Source organism: Acidovorax sp. GW460-11-11-14-LB4 (genome assembly GCF_059423685.1).
The window spans coordinates 1-17893 of record NZ_JBWKYJ010000088.1 but is presented as its reverse complement, the minus strand read 5'-3'; the positions used below and the strand labels follow the sequence as shown (position 1 = coordinate 17893).

Sequence of the window (17893 nt, the reverse complement as noted above, 5' to 3'; positions counted from 1 at the left end):
GAGCTGCTGTAGAGGGCGGGCCGGGGCATCCTGTCACCTTTGCTCGTACACGCCAGGGCCTGGCGCACGCAAATGACAGTAGCACGGTTTGCGGGCAAATGCACATGCAGGGCTACATGGGCCCACCGTCCCCCGCGAACGCAGCCTTTGCAGGCTGCATCGGGCATGATCGGCGCATGACCGCCTGGATCGATACCCACTGCCACCTCGACGCCCCCGAGTTCGATGCCGACCGCAGTGCGGTCCGTGCACAGGCTGCGACGCAAGGCGTTTGCCATTGCGTGATTCCGGCCGTGGAGCGCAGCAACTGGGACACCGTGCGGGCGCTGGCGCACCAGCATGGGGACAGCTATGCGCTGGGCATTCATCCCCTCTACACAGGGCGCGCCGAGGAGGAGGACCTGCAGCATCTGGCCGGGTACCTGGAGCAGCACCACGCCGACCCGCGCCTGGTGGCGATTGGCGAGATCGGCCTCGATTATTTTGTGCCGGGCCTCGACCCGGTGCGCCAGGAGTGGTTCTACCGCGCGCAGCTGCAGCTGGCCCGGCGGTTTGACCTGCCGGTGATCCTGCATGTGCGCCGTTCCGCCGACAAGCTGCTCAAGGGCCTGCGGGATTTGCCGGTGCGCGGCGGCATTGCGCATGCCTTCAACGGCAGCCTGCAGCAGGCGCAGGCGTTCATCGGCCTGGGCTTCAAGCTGGGATTTGGCGGTGCGGTGACCTATGACCGTGCCCTGCAGCTGCGCCGTCTGGCCACCGAGCTGCCCGGCGATGCCCTGGTGCTGGAGACCGACGCGCCTGACATTCCGCCCCACTGGCTGTACACCACCGCCGCAGAGCGCGCCGCAGGACAGGCTCAGGGCCGCAACAGCCCGGCAGAGCTGCCTGGCATTGCGGCGGTGGTGGCCCAGCTGCGCGGCCAGCCTGTGCAGGCGCTGGCCGGCAGCACCTGGGCCAATGCCTTGGCCGCGTTGCCCCGGCTGGAAAGGCTGCTGGCAGACGGGCGGCCATCGTAGGAGGATAGAGAGACCGGCAGGGACGATCAAATGGGAGAAATTGGGGAGTTTGACGCCCTGTGGCAAAGGGCCGACAGCTATCTTTTTTGTGCTGCCAGACGTGGCTGACGGCCCTTTGGGGCCAAAATTGCCCCATGCTTCCAGCCCCTGTTGCAGCCGACCCGTCGCTGGCCTCCACGCCTGACGCCTCCGGACCGTCCGCGCGCTGGCTGGGCCTTCCGCCGGTGGCAGGTGTGTGCACCGTGGTGCTGGTGCTGGGCAGTTTTCCCGGGGCTGCGTCATTGCAAGCCCGCCAGTACTACGCGCACCCCCAGAACCACTTCTGGAAGATCCTGCAGGCCTTGTGGCCCCAGCATCCCTTGCCCCCGGCGGGGCCGGATGGGTATGCAGACCGCTGCGCCTGGCTGCTGGATCGCGGCTTGGGCCTGTGGGACGTGTACCAGAGCTGCGAGCGCGAGGGCAGCCTGGACACCAGTATCCGTAACGCCCGGCTCAACGACTTTGCGGCGCTGCGCAGCGTGTGCCCCCGGCTGGCCGCGCTGGCGCACAACGGTGCGGAGAGTTTTCGGCACGCGCCGGCGGCGCTTGCCGCGCTGGGAGCTGCTGGGCAGCCGACGCTCTTGCCGCATGATGTGGGCACGTCAGGCGCACGTGCCATCGAGGCCGTGCGGCTGCCATCGACCAGCCCGGCCAACGCCTCCTGGAGTTTTGAACGTAAATTGACCGCTTGGGCCGATGTGATGGCCCGGCACGGATTGCTGTGAATGGCCCGTAAAAAAGAAACCTTGCGTGAACTGCCCGAAGTCAGCGTGTCTGACGACGGCGAAGTGCGCCACCTGCACCTGGGCACACCCTGGATCCAGGGCTCCATGCGGATCGACGAGCCCTTCGCCCTGGAGCTGGAGTACGTGCAGCGCATGATGGCCTGGCTACTGTTTGCCGACCTGGCGCAGGTCTCCAAGGGCCATGCCATGCAGCTGGGGCTGGGGGCGGGTGCCATCACCAAGTTCTGCCACAAAAAGCTGCGCATCTGCACCACCGCCATCGAGCTGAACCCGCAGGTGCTGGCCGTGTGCCGCCAGTGGTTCAAGCTGCCGCCCGACGGCCCCAAGCTGCGCGTGGTGCTGGCCGATGCGTCCAAGGAGATCCAGAACCCCATGTGGCTGGGCACGGTGGATGCGCTGGCTGTGGACCTGTATGACCACGAGGCTGCGGCCCCCGTGCTCGATAGCCCCGATTTTTATGCCGACTGCCGCGCACTGCTCACGGAGACCGGCTGCATGACTGTGAATCTGTTCGGCCGCGCGTCGAGCTTTGACCGCAGCCTGCAGAGCATGTCCCAGGCGTTTGGCAGCGATGCGCTGTGGGCGTTCAAGCCCACGCGTGAAGGCAACACGGTGGTGCTGGCCCAGCGCACCCCCACGCGGCCCAAGCGCGCGGAACTGGCCGAGCGGGCCGAGGCGATTCAGGCGCGGTGGGACCTGCCCACCACCAAATGGCTGCGGGTGTTCAAGCCTGTGAACCCCTGAGAGGAATCTTGCAATGAATGCTCCTGTCGTGACCCCTGACCGGCTGAAGTCGGCTTCACACATTGGCCCGGTGGACTGGCGCCGCATGGTGCAGTGGCTCAGCGATGACAAGGTGATCTCGCGCGAGGAAGCGCAACGCACCATCGCCCGCTGTTCGCAGGCTGAGAGCTCCCAGCATGCCCTAGTACGCCTTGCCAGTGTGGCCATGGAGCGCGCCAGCGACAGCAAGCCGCTCGACATCGAGGCGCTGTCCGAGTATCTGGCGCAACGTGCGGGCCTCGCCTACCTGCGCATCGACCCCCTCAAGGTGGATGTGGGGCGCGTAGCAGACACCATGAGCGCCACTTATGCGGAACGCCACAAGGTGCTGCCCGTGCAGGTGACCAGCAAAGAAGTGGTGGTGGCCACGGCCGAGCCTTTCATCGATGACTGGGTGGCCGAGGTGGAGCGCCAGTCGCGCCGCTCGGTGCGTCGGGTGGTGGCGAACCCCCAAGACATCCACCGCTTCACGGCTGAATTTTTTGCGCTGGCCAAGTCGGTGCGCGCCGCGCAGAAGGCTGGCGGCAACTCGGGTGGCAGTAGCTTTGAGCAGTTGGTGGAGCTGGGCAAGAGCAACAAGCAGCTCGATGCCAACGACCAGGGCGTGGTCAAGGTGGTGGACTGGCTCTGGCAGTACGCGTTTGACCAGCGCGCGAGCGACATTCACCTGGAGCCGCGCCGCGACCAGGGCGTGATCCGTTTTCGTATCGACGGTGTGCTGCACCCGGTCTACCAGATGCCCATGGGCGTGCACAACGCGATGGTGGCGCGCGTTAAGTTGCTGGGTCGCATCGATGTGGTGGAAAAACGCCGCCCACAGGACGGCCGCATCAAGACCCGCAACCAGCGGGGCGAAGAGGTGGAAATGCGCCTGTCCACCTTGCCCACTGCGTTTGGCGAAAAGATGGTCATGCGCATTTTTGACCCGGACAACGCGGTCAAGGACCTTGATGCCCTGGGCTTTGCGCAGCACGACGCGCAGCGCTGGGAGGCGTTGGTCAAGCGGCCGCACGGCATCATCCTGGTGACCGGCCCCACGGGTTCGGGCAAGACCACCACGCTGTACTCCACCCTGAAGCGCGTGGCCACCGAAGAGGTCAACGTGAGCACGGTGGAAGACCCGATCGAAATGATCGAGCCCAGCTTTAACCAAACCCAGGTGCAGCCGCAGCTCGACTTCAACTTTGCCGAAGGCCTGCGCGCCCTGATGCGGCAGGACCCTGACATCATCATGGTGGGTGAGATCCGCGACCTGGAGACCGCCGAGATGGCCATCCAGGCGGCGCTGACAGGCCACCTGGTGTTCTCTACCCTGCACACCAACGATGCCCCCAGCGCCATCACCCGCATGATGGAGCTGGGTGTTCCGTCGTACCTCATCAATGCCACCTTGCTGGGCGTGCTGGCCCAACGGCTGGTGCGCACGCTGTGCAAGCACTGCAAACAAAAGGATGAGGCCGCGAGCCGCGAAGCCCTGACCGAGGTGGTCAAGCCCTGGAAGATCAGTGGTAGCTACCACCCGTACAAGCCGGTCGGCTGCGTGGATTGCCGCATGGGCGGTTTCAGGGGCCGCATGGGGCTCTATGAATTGCTCACCGTCAGCGAGGCGCTCAAGGACAAAATCACCCAGGCGCCTTCCATTGACGTACTGCGCCGCCAGGCCGTGCAAGACGGCATGCGTCCCTTGCGCTTGGCGGGTGCGCTGCGCGTGGCTGAGGGGCTGACCACCATGGAAGAGGTGGTTGCGGCGACACCGCCTCTGGAGTGAGCGAAGGGGAGGGGCGGTCATTCCTCTGCGGTCGGCCAGCCGTCTTCCAGAGTGGTTTTCGAGACAGTCTCCTGGGCGACTCGCCCGGTGGTGCATGCCTGCCAGTCGTTACCGGATGTAGGTGGAATCCACATCGCGCCGCCCCCTCCTTGCCAGCACAATCGCGCAGTCGAGAATTCCGTCAAGGAGACAATTCGTGAAAATCAAGAGTAATAAAGACTTTGCGTCCGGGCTCATGTTCATGGGCGTTGGGGTCGCATTTGCGTGGGGTGCCACCACTTACAACGTGGGCACGGGCGCGCGCATGGGCCCTGGCTACTTCCCGTTGTTGCTGGGTATCTTGCTGGCCCTCATCGGCAGCGTGATCACCTTCAAGGCGCTGACCGTGGAAACCGCCGATGGCGACAAGATCGGCAAATGGGCCTGGAAGCCGCTGTTCTTCATCCTGGCCGCCAACTTTGCCTTCGGCATTCTGCTGGGCGGCTTGCCCAGCCTGGGCATTCCAGCCATGGGGCTCATCGTGGGCATCTATGCACTGACCTTCATCTCCAGCCTGGCTGGCAATGAGTTCAATGCCAAGGCCGTATTTGTTCTCGCCACCGTGCTGGCCATTGGCAGCTATGTGGCTTTTGTGTGGGCGCTCAAGCTGCAGTTTCCTGTGTGGCCGAGTTTCATCGCAGGTTAAGCAGGAGCACCGACCATGGATCTTATTAACAACTTGTCGTTGGGTTTTGGTGTTGCTTTCACCTTCCAGAACCTGATTTACTGTTTTGTGGGCTGTTTGCTCGGCACGCTCATTGGCGTGTTGCCAGGCATTGGCCCGGTGGCGACCATCGCCATGTTGCTGCCCGCCACCTATGCGCTGCCCCCGGTGGCGGCGCTGATCATGCTGGCTGGTATTTACTACGGTGCCCAGTACGGTGGTTCCACCACCGCCATTCTGGTGAACCTGCCGGGCGAGTCCTCGTCGGTGGTGACCGTGATTGACGGTTACCAGATGGCGCGCAAGGGGCGAGCGGGGCCGGCGCTGGCGGCTGCGGGCCTGGGTTCGTTCTTTGCGGGCTGCGTGGGCACGCTGATCCTGGCGGCCTTTGCGCCTCCGCTGACCGAAGTCGCGTTCAAGTTCGGCCCTGCCGAATACTTCTCGCTGATGACCTTGGGCCTGATCGGTGCCGTGGTGTTGGCCTCGGGTTCGTTGCTCAAGGCGGTGGCCATGATCGTGCTGGGCCTGCTGATGGGCCTGGTGGGGACCGACGTGAACTCGGGTGTGGCGCGCTTCAGCTTCGATATCCCTGAACTGACCGACGGCATCGGTTTTGTGACCATCGCCATGGGTGTGTTCGGTTACGGTGAAATCATCGCCAACCTCTCGCGCCCCGATGATGAGCGTGAGGTGTTCACTGCCAAGGTGGAAGGTCTGTTCCCCACCAAGGAAGACTTCAAGAACATGATCCCCGCTGTGCTGCGGGGCACAGCGCTGGGTTCTGCTCTGGGCATCTTGCCCGGTGGTGGTGCCTTGCTGGCCGCTTTTGCTGCCTATACGGTGGAAAAGAAGACCAAGCTGCGTCCTGGCGAAGTGCCCTTCGGACAAGGCAACATCCGCGGTGTAGCGGCCCCTGAGTCGGCCAACAACGCAGGTTCGCAAACCTCGTTTATCCCTCTGCTGACGCTGGGTATCCCGCCGAATGCCGTGATGGCGCTGATGGTGGGTGCCATGACCATCCACAACATCCAGCCTGGTCCCCAGGTGATGACGAGCAACCCCGAACTGTTCTGGGGCCTGATCGCGTCGATGTGGATCGGTAACGCCATGCTGGTGATCCTGAACCTGCCGCTGATCGGCATTTGGATCAAGCTGCTGACCGTGCCTTACCGCTGGCTGTATCCGTCCATCGTGCTGTTCTGCGCGGTGGGTGTGTACTCCACCAACAACAACACCTTCGACATCTGGATGGTGGGTGCGTTCGGTCTGATTGGCTACATCTTTCACAAGTTGGGCACCGAGCCTGCACCTTTGCTGCTGGGCTTCATTCTGGGCCCCATGATGGAAGAGAACCTGCGCCGTGCGCTGCTGCTGTCGCGTGGTGACTGGAGCGTGTTTGTGACGCGTCCGCTGTCGGCTGGCCTGTTGGCGGCTGCGGCACTGCTGCTCATCATCGTGCTGCTGCCTTCAGTCAAGAATAAGCGCGAAGAAGCGTTTGTGGAAGACTGATCGGTTCCGATTCTTTTCTCATCCTGATCAACGGCACCTTCGGGTGCCGTTGTTTTTTGGGCAGTGGCGTCCACGTGGTACGGCTGTCACCAGTACACAATTGCGGGCAGAGGTCCGCATGTCCACACCGTTTCATCCCACGCAGCACCCGCACCGGGCGATGCTGCACAACGAAATCCACGCCCGCCCGCCCGAGGCGATGAATGCCCCGCTGGCCATCGCCCACATCGTGATGCTGGCCGATGCGGCAGGGCGCGAGGCCAGCCGGGCCCATGTGGCCGCGCTCCTGCGGGACCACCACATGGCGCTTCCCGACGCCCAGACCACCCACTTGCGGATGGACTTGGGCGCTTTTCGGATGCGCTGGGAGATGCACACCGAATTCGTCACCTGGACCTTCATGGTCCCGGCGCCGGTGGAGGCTTTTGGAGAGCGGGAGCCGGTCAGTGCCGTGGATTCCGTTCCGCACGACTGGCTTGCAGCTTTGCCCGGGCAGTGCCTGTGCAGCCTGAACCTGTGGGTGCTGCCCACACACACCTTTGGATCGGGCTCCCTGGTCAAGCATGTTCTGCACGAAGACACATTGGTAGCCTCCACCGTGGCCGACGGGCATGGTGAGGTGTACACCGACTTTGCGATCCACGCCGACGGCTTTTCGCGCATGGTGCTGCTCGCAGGGGGCATGACACCACGGCGCCTGGGGCGTTTGGTGCAGCGCCTGCTGGAAATCGAGACCTACCGCATGGCTGCCTTGCTCGGCCTGCCTGCCGCTCGCGAGGCTGCCAGCGTGCTGGCCTTTGCTGAGCGCGAACTGGCGGCGCTGGCTGAAGCCATCCGCACGGCCAACCGTGATGACGAGCCCGCCTTGCTCGACCGGCTGACGCGCCTGGCCGGGCAGGTGGAAAGTCAGTACGCAGCCACGCACTCGCGCTTCTCGGCCAGCAGTGCCTACTTTGAATTGCTGGACCGCCGTATCCAGGACATTGCCGAGTCCCGCCTGGCGGGCATGCAGACCATCCGGGAGTTCATGGACCGGCGCCTGACCCCCGCTCGGAGTACCTGTGAGTGGGCAACCCGTCGGCAGGATGCGCTGTCGCAGCGCGTATCGCGCATGAGCAACCTGCTGCGCACCCGGGTAGAGATCGAACAGCAGCAAAGCAGCCAGGCGCTGCTGACCACCATGAACCACCGGCAGGATCTGCAGTTGCAGATGCAGTCCACCGTGGAGGGGTTGTCTGTGGCGGCCATTACCTATTACATCGTCGGGCTCGTCAGCTATCTGGCCAAGGGCGCGCAAAAACTGGGCTGGCCGTTGTCGCCGGAGACTACGGCAGCCCTCGCGATTCCGGTGGTGGCGGCAGGGGTGTGGTGGTCACTGCGGCGGCTGCACCAGCGGGTGTTCCACAAACACCGCTAAGGCGGTTGGCCCACCGATCTGTCGAGCGGCACGGGGTGCACTTTGGCTTGTCAGCCATCGTTGATGAAGGGGGCGCCCGCGCAGAGGTTCGATGGCCTGCACCAGCCTTGCCGTGTCACACTGGGCGCAACGCTCCGGCGACCACTGTCCGGCAGATACTTCAGCAGGCGCTTTGCGTCCCTTCGTACCCGTGACCACTGAAAAGAAGAGCATTGCCTCCGGCCTTGTGCTGGCGTTCCTGGGCTCCATCGCCTTCAGCGGCAAGGCCATCATCGTCAAGCTGGCCTACCGCCATGGGGTGGATGCGGTCACGCTCATCATGTACCGCATGCTATTTGCGCTGCCCATCTTTGCCGTGATGGCCTGGTGGGCCAGCCGGGGCAAACCGCCGCTCACCCGCAAGGACTGGCTGGGCGTGCTGGGCCTGGGTGTCACCGGCTACTATCTGGCGAGTTTTCTCGACTTTGCAGGGCTTGCCTACATCAGTGCCAGCCTGGAGCGCCTCATCCTGTACCTCAACCCCACGCTGGTCGTGTTGCTGGGCTGGGTGTTGTACGGGCGTGGTATCCGCTGGGCCCAGGCGGCAGGCATGCTGGTGAGCTACAGCGGCGTGGTTCTGGTGTTTGGCCACGAGGCCAACCTGCAGGGTGCCAATGCTGCCTGGGGCACCTTGCTGGTGTTCCTGAGCGCAGTCAGCTATGCCATCTATCTGGTTTACAGCGGCGAGATGGTGCAGCGCCTGGGCGCGCTGCGGTTGGTGGGGCTTGCCACGACCGTGGCTTGCCTGTGCTGCCTGTTGCAGTTTGTGGTGCTGCGGCCGCTGAGTGCGGCAGTCGTTGCGCCTGAGGTGATCTGGCTGTCGGTACTCAACGCCACCTTGTGCACGGCCGCGCCCGTGCTGATGGTGATGATGGCCATTGAGCGCATCGGCGCAGGCATGGCCGCGCAGACGGGCATGGTGGGCCCGTTGTCCACCATCCTCATGGGCGTGTGGATTCTGGGCGAACCGTTCACGGTGTGGGTCGCTGCCGGGACGGTGCTTGTGGTCGCGGGTATCTTCATTTTTACCCGCATGGCGCGCAGGGCCTGACAGCCCACATCCCGCAGCCCTTTGGGGCGCCGTGACAAGGGCCGCCCTGCTTGCTTTTATGACGTCTTCTTTTTGGGAGCTGCCTTGCTGCGGGCTGGAGCCTCGGCCGGTGCTGCAGGCGACGGCACCGCTGCTGCTGCGGGTGCCGCTTTGGGATTCATGCGCTGGGCCACCGTCACGGGGGCCGTGCCGGTGAATCCATCGAGGTTCTTGCCCATGGCCAGCTCCAGTTGCTCCAGGCGCGCCTGTGCAGGCGGGTGCGTGGCCAGTGCCAGCGTGAAGGCCGGGTTGTCAGGCGTGGCGGTGCGCAGGTGCTGCAGCACCGACACCAGTCCATAGGGATCAAACCCCGCGCGGGTGGCCAGTGCCACGCCAGTGCGGTCGGCATCGTACTCATCGGTCTGGTCCAGGCCGCGTGCGTACAGGTTGCGCCCCAGTGCCAAAAATTGCGAGGCCACCACGTTGCCCACGGCGTTGGTCTTGATCTGCGAAGCCACCAACTGGGTCAGCATGCCCGACTGTGCCGTCTTGCGAATGGCCAGCAGGTGGTGTTTGGCGGTGACGTGGGTGATTTCGTGGGCGAGGATGCCAGCCAGCTCGGCCTCGTCGGCGCAGCGGTCGATCAGGCCCTTGGTCAAGAACACATACCCCCCCGGGGCCGCAAAGGCGTTGTACCCCGAGTCGTCCAGCACCACAAAGGTCCACGGCAGGTTGGGGCGGGGCGATTGCAGGCTGATCCAGCGCCCGAGCTGATTCACATACCGCTGCAGTGCCATGTCCGGGTGCAGGGGTTTGCTGCCCAGCAGCACGGCCGAGAGTTGGCGGCCGATTTCGATCTCGCGGGGCTCGTCGATGCTCTCAACCGAACGGGTGAGCATGCTGATGAGGTCATCCCCCTGGCCTGCGGGGCTGCCTCCACCGGTGATGGCGCCCAGCAGGCCTCCGCCGGTGTTGCTGGTGGAGCTGCCACCACCCAGGGCGTTGAGCAGATTCATGACCCCCTGGCTCTGCCCCTGGCTGGGGAGCAGGGTCAGGGCCAGGGCGGTACACGCCGCCGCGAGCAATCGGGTGCGGGAGAGGGATGGGGGCAGACGCATGGCAGCTCTCGCTCAGTTGGGGCTGAAATTGGGGTCGGACGGATTGTTGGACGAGCCTGTCGCCCCCGATCCGCTGCTGGAGGAGGGCCGGGGCGGCTCCGCCAGGGGTGCCACGTTGCGTGGCTGCAGCGACGCATTGCTGGCGAACTGGCGGGCTTGGTCGGCGTTGACCCGCAGCCCCTCGGCCTGGGTCACGGCTGCCGGGTTGGGTTGCGCCTTGGCGATGTCTTCGGCTCCCAGACCCCGGATGCCCACGGTGGAGGTGGCTGTCGTGGTGCCGCCGCTGTTTCCGCCGAACAAGCTGCCAAGGCCTCGCATTCCGCTCGTTGCGGCATTACCAGTGGCCGGTGCAGCGCCTGACTGGGGGCCCAGGTCAAACATATGGACCCAGCCCGTAGCGCCTTGTGCTGTGCTGACCTTGGTCCAGGGCCCCTTGCGCTCACTGCTACGCGTGACTACTGAGTTGGCCTCCAGCGGTGCCACGCTGGCGCCGCTTTCTGCGGGGCTGTCGCGCAGCTGGGTGGCGCGTTTGACCACGGCAGCCTCCTGCGCATGCACTGTGGTGCAGAGCAGTGGCAAGAGGGCCATCGCGGCCGATGCCAGCCAAGGCGCCAGGGCTTTCCAGTGCGGCCGGTTCATGGTGATGCTCTCCAACTATGATTTAACAAAGGGCACTTGTATCAGTGTGCAACCAGGAGATTGTTATGGATTTGGGTATTGCAGGCAAATGGGCGCTGGTGTGTGGCGCGAGCAAGGGGCTGGGCTATGGCTGCGCGCAGGCTTTGGTGCGCGAGGGTGTCAATGTGGTCATCAACGCCCGCAGTGCCGAGGCGCTCGAACAGGCTGCTACTCGTTTGATAGCTGAAAGTGCAAACAAGACTAGCGCCAGCGGCCAAAAGGGTGCATCACCTCAGGTGCTGGCTGTGGCGGCCGACATCACCACGCCCGAAGGGCGTGCGGCGGTGTTCTCGGCGGCCGGAGGACCGGGCCGTGACTTCGACATCGTGGTCACCAACGCAGGCGGCCCACCCACCGGCGACTTCCGCGACTGGAACCGCGACGCCTGGATCAAGGCTGTGGACGCCAATATGCTGACCCCTATCGAACTGATCCAGGCCACGGTGGATGGCATGGCTGAACGCGGGTTTGGCCGCATCGTCAACATCACTTCCAGCGCCGTGAAGGCGCCCATCGACATCCTGGGCCTGTCCAACGGCGCGCGCAGTGGTCTCACGGGGTTTGTGGCGGGTGTGTCGCGCAGCAAGATCGCAGCGAGTGGGGTGACCATCAACAACCTGCTGCCTGGTAAGTTCGACACCGACCGGCTCGCAGCCACCGTCACGGCAGCCGCCAGCAAGGCGGGCAAGAGCGTCCAGGATGTGCGCTCCGCGCAGCAGGCGCAGATCCCGGCAGGGCGGTATGGCTCTGCCGAAGAGTTTGGTGCCATTTGCGCCTTCCTGTGCAGCGTGCACGCGGGCTACATGACGGGACAGAACGTGCTGGCCGACGGTGGTGCCTACCCGGGTACGTTCTGACGCAGGCCGGGCCCGATGAGGTCCGGCTGGTGGGCTGTGTGGCGCAGTGCTCCCGCAGAACGGAAGCTGGCGTGGTGTTTTGCCGACAGCTTTACCGGAGCGCTGAATAATTGGTGGAATACTGCGGGCCAGCGCCTGCCACTGTCCGCCGCCATGCAATCTGTCCACATTCCCTTTCTGCCGCGCCTGAAACGCCACTGCACCCTGCTGTGTCTGGCGCTGTGCGTTGGGGCAGCTGTGCAGGCCGCCGATGCGGCCAGCGCGGCGGGTGCGGGCACTGCAGCGGCAGCTCCGTACCGGTTGCGCATCGTGGGCGGTCTGGCCGGTATCAGCCAGTACGTCCGGCAGGAAGAGCCCTTCTGGACCAAAGAGCTTTCTCGCCTGAGCGCTGGGCGCTTCCAGGCAGAGATCGTGCCCTTTGACCGGGCCGGCGTGCCTGGGGCCGAGATGCTGCGTTTGCTGCAGCTGGGCGTGGTTCCTTTTGGCACCACCCTGATGAGTTCGTTCACCGCGCAATACCCCGAATACACAGCGCCTGACCTGGCCGGACTGAACCCCGACCTTGCCACGCTCAAGACTACGCTGGCGGCGTTTCGCCCCTACCTCGAAAAGGCGTTGCGTGAGCAGCATGGTGTCGAGGCACTCGCCATCTACGTGTACCCGGCGCAGGTGGTGTTCTGCAAGAAGCCACTGCGTACCTTGGCCGAACTCACTGGCCGCCGCGTGCGTGTGTCGTCGGCCAGCCAGGCCGACTTTGTGGGCGCCTTGGGCGGGGTGCCCGTGCTGACCAGTTTTTCGCAGATCGTGCCGAGCTTGACCGCGGGCAATACCGAATGCGCCATCACCGGCACCATGTCGGGCAACATGCTTGGCCTGCCGGCACTCACCACCCACGTGCACACCCTGCCGGTGACCTGGGGGCTTGCCGTGTTTGGTGCCAACCAGGCCGCCTGGGCGGCGCTGCCGCCCGACCTGCGCACGCTGCTCAAGCGCGAACTGCCCCGCCTGGAAGCCGCCATCTGGGCCGAGTCCGAGCGTGAAACTGCCGACGGACTGGCTTGCAACCGGGGTGCCCCCACCTGCAACGCTGGCACCAAGGGCAGCATGGTGGTGGTGCCCGTGTCGCCCCAGGATGAGCGCAGCCGCCAGGAGATCCTTGAATCCACCGTGTTGCCGCGCTGGGTGCAGCGTTGCGGCGCTCGCTGCGCGCAGGTCTGGAACCAGACTATCGGGCCAGTGCGTGGGCTGCAGGCAGCGCCTGCGAAATGACAGAGTCCGCCGCACCTTCGCGCATCAAGGCCTATGTCTGGGCGGGCGCTGCAGTGTTTGTGGCGGCCGTGGTGGCGGTGGCCGGTACCCTGGCGTGGAATGCCCGCCAGGCCGCGCTGGCCGATAGCGAGGCCCAGGCCACCCGCTTCGTGGCGGGCGCAGAGGCGGCACTCAACCGCTCGCTGCTGGCCGTGGACGTGCTGCTGGCCAGCATGGACGAGCTGCTGGGACTGTCCAATGCCATGCCCAAGTGGCTGGATGCCGATACGGCCAGCCAGCGGCTGCGGGGGTCGGCGCGGCAGAACCTCATGGTGCGCTACGTGGCGGTGCTCGACAGCACGGGCAAGGCGTTGGCGTCGTCCGACCCCGCAGGCGCCAGCCTGTTGGTGCAACTGCCGGCCGGTTTTCTGGAGAGCGTGCTGGAGCAACCTGTATCCACCCTGATGGTCAGCGCGCCGGTGGTGAGCTTTGCCAGTTCCGAGAAAGTGTTGTACTTCGCTCGCCACCTGCGCATGGCGGACAGCTCGCGGGTGGTGGCCGTGGCCGAGCTGCCGGTGTCGGCCCTGAGCTCGGTGCTGGTACAGGGCGTGGACATCAGCGGTCTGCAGGTCACGCTGGAGCGCGCCACCGGGCAACTGCTGCTGAGCGTGCCCAACCGCGAAGACGTGACCGCGCCCACCCTCACGCCGCCCATCGGAGATTTGGTCGACCGGGGAATGGCCTGGCAGGCCCCTGCGCGATTGACCGGCGAGCCATCGCTGGTGGTGTTCCGGCCCATCCTGTACCAGGACTTGCGCATCGCGGCCAGCATTCCGCTGGATGCGGCACTCGCCGGCTGGCGCGACCAGCGCGATGCCATTGCACTGACCACCGCGCTGTTCATCGCCATGATCTTTGCAGCGGGGGTGCTGGCGCTGCGCTACGTGGACCGGATGTCCCAGGCCCGCCTGGCCATCGCGCAGTCCAAGGCCACGCTGGACCAGGCGCTGGAGTCCATGGTGAGCGGCTTCTTGCTATTGGACAGCCAGCATCGGGTGGTGCAGTGGAACCGCCAGCTGGAGACGATTCTCCCGTGGCTGCAGGGCGTGATCACGCCCCTCATTCCGTTCCGAACGGTGCTGGAGGCCACGGTGGAGCACCATGTGCCCCGCCTGTCCGACGATGAGCGCAAGCGGTGGGTGAGCCAGCGCCTGGAGCGGCAAAAGCACCAGCCCGAGCCGCGGGAACAGTCGTACGCCAATGGCAGCACCATCCAGATCACCGAACGCGCCACGCCCGATGGCGGCCTCGTGATCAGCTACCACGACGTGACTGCGCTGCGCAAGGCCAGCACGGAGATCGAGAGCCTGGCCTTTTACGACCCGCTGACCAACCTGCCCAACCGCCGTCTGTTGATGGACCGCATGCAGCAAGCCATTGCCGCCAGCGTGCGCAGCGGGCAGTACGGCGCCTTGTTGTTCCTGGACCTGGACCACTTCAAGACCCTGAACGACACGCGGGGCCATGAGGTGGGCGACATGCTGTTGCGCCAGGTGGCTCAGCGCCTGAAGACCTGCGTGCGGCGCGAGGACACGGTGGCGCGCCTGGGGGGCGACGAATTTGTGGTCATGCTCAGCGACCTGTCGGTGCACCGTGATGAGGCCGCCGCCCAGGCGCGCCGGGTGGGTGAGAAGATCCTGCGCAAACTCAACGTGCCATACACGCTGGGGGGGAACGCGCACCACAGCACGCCCAGCATTGGCGCCACGCTGATGGGCGGCAGCCTGCAGTCGTCGGTGGACCTGCTGAAAGAGGCGGACATCGCCATGTACCAAGTCAAATCGCAAGGGCGCAACGCGCTGTGCTTTTTTGACCCCCAGATGCAGATCGTCATCAGCATGCGCGCGCAGCTGGAGACCGACCTGCAGATGGCGCTCACAGCGCGGCAGTTTGTGCTGCACTACCAGCCGCAGTTCCACCTGGATGGCCGCATGGTGGGCGCCGAGGCCCTGATCCGGTGGCAGCACCCCGAGCGCGGGCTGGTTGCGCCCGGCGAGTTCATAGGCGTGGCCGAAGAAAGCGAACTCATCGTGCCCATGGGCCACTGGGTGCTGCGCACGGCCTGCGAGCAGCTGGCGGCCTGGCAGGGGGACGAGCGGTACCGGCACCTGCAGGTGTCCGTCAACGTGAGCGCGCGGCAGTTCCGCCAGCGCGACTTTGTGGCCCGGGTGGTGGAGGTGCTGCGCGAGACGGGCGCCAAGCCGCACCTGCTCAAGCTCGAACTCACCGAATCGCTGGTGCTGGACAACGTGGACGACACCATCGCCAAGATCGGCATGCTCAAGACCAAGGGCGTGCGCTTTTCGGTGGATGACTTTGGCACCGGCTATTCATCGCTGGCGTATCTCACGCGGCTGCCGCTGGACCAGCTCAAGATCGACCAGTCCTTTGTGCGCAACCTGGGGGTGCGGCACACCGACGATGTGATCGTCCAGACCATTCTGGGCATGGCACGCAACCTGGAGCTGGATGTGATTGCCGAAGGGGTGGAAACCGAGGCACAGAAGGACTTCCTGGCCCGGCACGGCTGTGTGTACTTCCAGGGCTATCTGCTGGGGCGGCCTACCCCGGTGACGGACCTGGAGGCGTTGATGGAGTCGGCCACCACGGTCACTGCCCCGGGTTGATGGGCCCAGAAAGGCCGCGCCGTTTGCTACTTTTTGTGTAGCAATTGAGGCAATCAATACCTGCGCTACCGCCGGTTTGGACCAAAAATTGCATCCGTCAACGCCGTGACGACACCACAATGCCACCCACGATCAGCGCGAACGCCACGGCATGGAACGCCTTGGGCGTGTCGCCCAGAAAGGCCGCCGAGAGCACCCCGGCAAACAGCGGCGTGAGGTTGATGAAAAACCCGGCAGCTGCGGGCCCGGCGCGTTGCACGCCCACCCCCCAGCAGCGGTAGGCCAGCACCGCAGGCCCTACGGCGATGAAGGCCAGGGCGGCTATCAGCGGCCATCCCCATGCGATGTGCGTGCGCCCGCTGGCCCATTCGGCCCCCGCAAAGCTGCCCGACCAGGCCAGTCCAAACACCATTTGTGCCATCAAAAACGCAGCCCAGTCGCCCCGGATGCTGGTGGGCTCGCTGGTGCGCGACAGCAGCCAGCTGTAGAACGCCCACGAGATGGTGGCCAGCAACATGAACAAATCGCCCGGCACTAGGCGGAAGGCCAGCAGCTGCGACCACTCGCCCCGGCTCAGCACCAGCAGCACACCACACACCGACAGCAATGCCCCCAGCACCTGCCGCCGCGTGACGGTGGCCCCGAAGAACAGCGCGCCCACGGCCAGCATCCACACCGGCATGCTGGAGCCGACCAGCGTCACGTTGATGGGGGTGGAAGTCTGCAGCGCCATGTACTGCAGCGCGTTGTAGGCCCCGATGCCCAGCAGGCCCAGCAGCGCATAGCGGCGCCAGTGCGGCCACAGCGGGCTGTCGGCGCGCAGCACGCCATGGGCCAGGGGCAGCAGGATGGCAAAGGCCAGCACCCAGCGGATGAAATTCAGGGTGATGGGGGGAATCAGGTCATGCACCAGCCGCCCCACCACAGCGTTGCCGGCCCACAGCAGGGGCGAAATCACCAGCAGCACGGCCGTGCCGGGTGTGATTTTTTGAGTCATGGGGCTGCACTGTAACGGTGCAGGCCGGGCCCCGCTGCGCCCGGGGCACAAGGCCCCAGCATGCACCGGTGCTGCAAGGGCCGTCGGCAACCGCGTGCGATTCGTGGCAGGATGGCCGCCGTTGAGACATCGCCCCCATTTTTTGTTTGAGGAGACGTTAGCCATGAGCCTTGCCGTCCAGATCCGCCAGCACGGTGGTCCCGAAGAACTCCACATCGTTGACGTCCCTGTGGGCGAGCCTGGCCCCGGTGAGGTCCGCATCCGCCACCACGCCATTGGCCTGAACTTCATCGACGTGTACCACCGCACCGGCCTGTACCCTTTGAGCATGCCCGCCACCATCGGCATGGAAGGCGCGGGCGTGATCGAGGCGGTGGGTGAGGGCGTCACGCACCTGAAGGTGGGCGACCGCGCCGCCTATGCCAGCAACCCTCCCGGCGCCTACTGCGAAGTGCGCGTGATGCCCGCCAAATGCGTGTGCAAGCTGCCCGACGCGATCAGCTTTGAGACTGGCGCGGCCATGATGCTCAAGGGCCTGACGGCGCAATACCTGCTCAAGAAAACCCGGCCTGTGGAAGGCCTGCAGCCTGGCGACCATGTGCTGTTCCATGCCGCAGCGGGCGGTGTGGGGCTCATCGCCTGCCAATGGGCCAAGGCGCTCGGCCTGCAGCTCATCGGCACGGCGGGGTCCGATGCCAAGTGCCAGCTGGCGCTGGCCAACGGCGCGGCGCACGCCATCAACTACAGCACCGAGGACTTTGCGGCGCGCGTCAAGGAGATCACCGGCGGCAAGGGCGTGAAGGTGGTGTATGACTCGGTGGGCAAGGACACCTGGGACAAGTCGCTCGAATGCCTGCGCCCCTTCGGTTTGATGACCAGCTTCGGCAACGCGTCGGGCCCGGTGGCGCCGTTTGCGCCCGGCAGCCTGGGCGCCAAAGGCTCGCTGTACGTCACGCGTCAGACACTGTTCACCCACATCGCCACGCGTGAGGCCACCCAGGCCATGGCGGACGACCTGTTTGCTGTGGTTGCCAGCGGGCAGGTCAAGATCCACATCGACCAGCGCTACCCGCTGGCCGACGTGCAGCAGGCCCACCGCGACCTGGAGGCGCGCAAGACCACCGGCTGCACCATCCTCACGCTGTGAACGCGGCTGTACAGGCGCCCACCTTCGACCAGTGGCTGGCAGGGGCACGCCAGGCGGCGCAGCAGCCACCGGCCCAGCCGCGCCAGCCCCTGGTGGTGGCGGGGCAGGTGG

15 protein-coding genes are annotated in these 17893 nt (G+C 65.3%); 12 read left to right on the top strand and 3 right to left on the bottom strand.

Annotated features, from left to right (window positions below; genetic code table 11):
• Positions 1–176 precede the first annotated feature (176 nt).
• The 8 genes from AC07X4_RS21610 to AC07X4_RS21575 all read left to right on the top strand — a co-directional run bounded on the left by AC07X4_RS21610 (position 177) and on the right by AC07X4_RS21575 (position 9071).
• Positions 177–1016 carry a TatD family hydrolase gene (locus AC07X4_RS21610; protein WP_494741269.1) on the top strand — a complete coding sequence of 280 codons (840 nt, stop codon included), beginning with the start codon at positions 177–179 and terminating at the stop codon, positions 1014–1016.
• Between the two features lie 134 nt (positions 1017–1150).
• A complete protein-coding gene (locus AC07X4_RS21605) occupies positions 1151–1780 on the top strand; it encodes a DNA-deoxyinosine glycosylase (RefSeq protein ID WP_260666658.1) in 630 nt (209 codons plus the stop codon).
• Positions 1781–2545 carry a class I SAM-dependent methyltransferase gene (locus AC07X4_RS21600; RefSeq protein ID WP_494741268.1) on the top strand — a complete coding sequence of 255 codons (765 nt, stop codon included), beginning with the start codon at positions 1781–1783 and terminating at the stop codon, positions 2543–2545.
• 13 nt (positions 2546–2558) lie between these two features.
• The gene (gene tfpB, locus AC07X4_RS21595; RefSeq protein WP_494741267.1) at positions 2559–4352 is read left to right on the top strand and encodes a type IV pilus assembly ATPase TfpB; all 1794 of its coding nucleotides are present in this window, start codon (positions 2559–2561) and stop codon (positions 4350–4352) included.
• Positions 4353–4548: 196 nt separating this feature from the next.
• Positions 4549–5037 (top strand): tripartite tricarboxylate transporter TctB family protein, encoded by a 489-nt coding sequence (locus tag AC07X4_RS21590; RefSeq protein WP_056060942.1) that lies wholly within the window; start codon positions 4549–4551, stop codon positions 5035–5037.
• A gap of 15 nt (positions 5038–5052) precedes the next feature.
• Positions 5053–6564 carry a tripartite tricarboxylate transporter permease gene (locus tag AC07X4_RS21585; RefSeq protein WP_056060945.1) on the top strand — a complete coding sequence of 504 codons (1512 nt, stop codon included), beginning with the start codon at positions 5053–5055 and terminating at the stop codon, positions 6562–6564.
• A gap of 118 nt (positions 6565–6682) precedes the next feature.
• Positions 6683–7981 (top strand): DUF3422 family protein, encoded by a 1299-nt coding sequence (locus tag AC07X4_RS21580; RefSeq protein ID WP_056060948.1) that lies wholly within the window; start codon positions 6683–6685, stop codon positions 7979–7981.
• A gap of 190 nt (positions 7982–8171) precedes the next feature.
• Positions 8172–9071 (top strand): DMT family transporter, encoded by a 900-nt coding sequence (locus AC07X4_RS21575; protein ID WP_056060951.1) that lies wholly within the window; start codon positions 8172–8174, stop codon positions 9069–9071.
• A gap of 56 nt (positions 9072–9127) precedes the next feature.
• On the opposite strand, the gene AC07X4_RS21570 is transcribed toward AC07X4_RS21575, so the two are convergent.
• Positions 9128–10168: a M48 family metalloprotease gene (locus AC07X4_RS21570; RefSeq protein WP_494741266.1), complete on the bottom strand. Its 1041-nt coding sequence runs from the start codon at positions 10166–10168 to the stop codon at positions 9128–9130.
• Between the two features lie 12 nt (positions 10169–10180).
• The gene (locus tag AC07X4_RS21565) at positions 10181–10807 is read right to left on the bottom strand and encodes an SH3 domain-containing protein (protein ID WP_494741265.1); all 627 of its coding nucleotides are present in this window, start codon (positions 10805–10807) and stop codon (positions 10181–10183) included.
• A gap of 65 nt (positions 10808–10872) precedes the next feature.
• On the opposite strand from AC07X4_RS21565, the gene AC07X4_RS21560 reads away from it, so the two are divergent.
• The 3 genes from AC07X4_RS21560 to AC07X4_RS21550 all read left to right on the top strand — a co-directional run bounded on the left by AC07X4_RS21560 (position 10873) and on the right by AC07X4_RS21550 (position 15638).
• Entirely contained in the window at positions 10873–11703 is an 831-nt protein-coding gene (locus AC07X4_RS21560) for an SDR family oxidoreductase (protein ID WP_056060958.1), read from the top strand.
• Positions 11704–11856: 153 nt separating this feature from the next.
• The gene (locus tag AC07X4_RS21555; RefSeq protein WP_436078093.1) at positions 11857–12972 is read left to right on the top strand and encodes a TRAP transporter substrate-binding protein; all 1116 of its coding nucleotides are present in this window, start codon (positions 11857–11859) and stop codon (positions 12970–12972) included.
• Positions 12969–15638, top strand: coding sequence for a bifunctional diguanylate cyclase/phosphodiesterase (locus tag AC07X4_RS21550; protein WP_494741264.1), 2670 nt, complete (start codon positions 12969–12971; stop codon positions 15636–15638). Before AC07X4_RS21555 ends, AC07X4_RS21550 begins: the two co-directional genes overlap by 4 nt.
• 97 nt (positions 15639–15735) lie before the next feature.
• On the opposite strand, the gene AC07X4_RS21545 is transcribed toward AC07X4_RS21550, so the two are convergent.
• Positions 15736–16635: a DMT family transporter gene (locus tag AC07X4_RS21545; protein WP_494741263.1), complete on the bottom strand. Its 900-nt coding sequence runs from the start codon at positions 16633–16635 to the stop codon at positions 15736–15738.
• A gap of 163 nt (positions 16636–16798) precedes the next feature.
• Between AC07X4_RS21545 and AC07X4_RS21540 the strand changes: the two genes are divergently transcribed.
• Positions 16799–17782 (top strand): quinone oxidoreductase family protein, encoded by a 984-nt coding sequence (locus AC07X4_RS21540; protein WP_494741262.1) that lies wholly within the window; start codon positions 16799–16801, stop codon positions 17780–17782.
• Positions 17783–17893 lie beyond the last annotated feature (111 nt).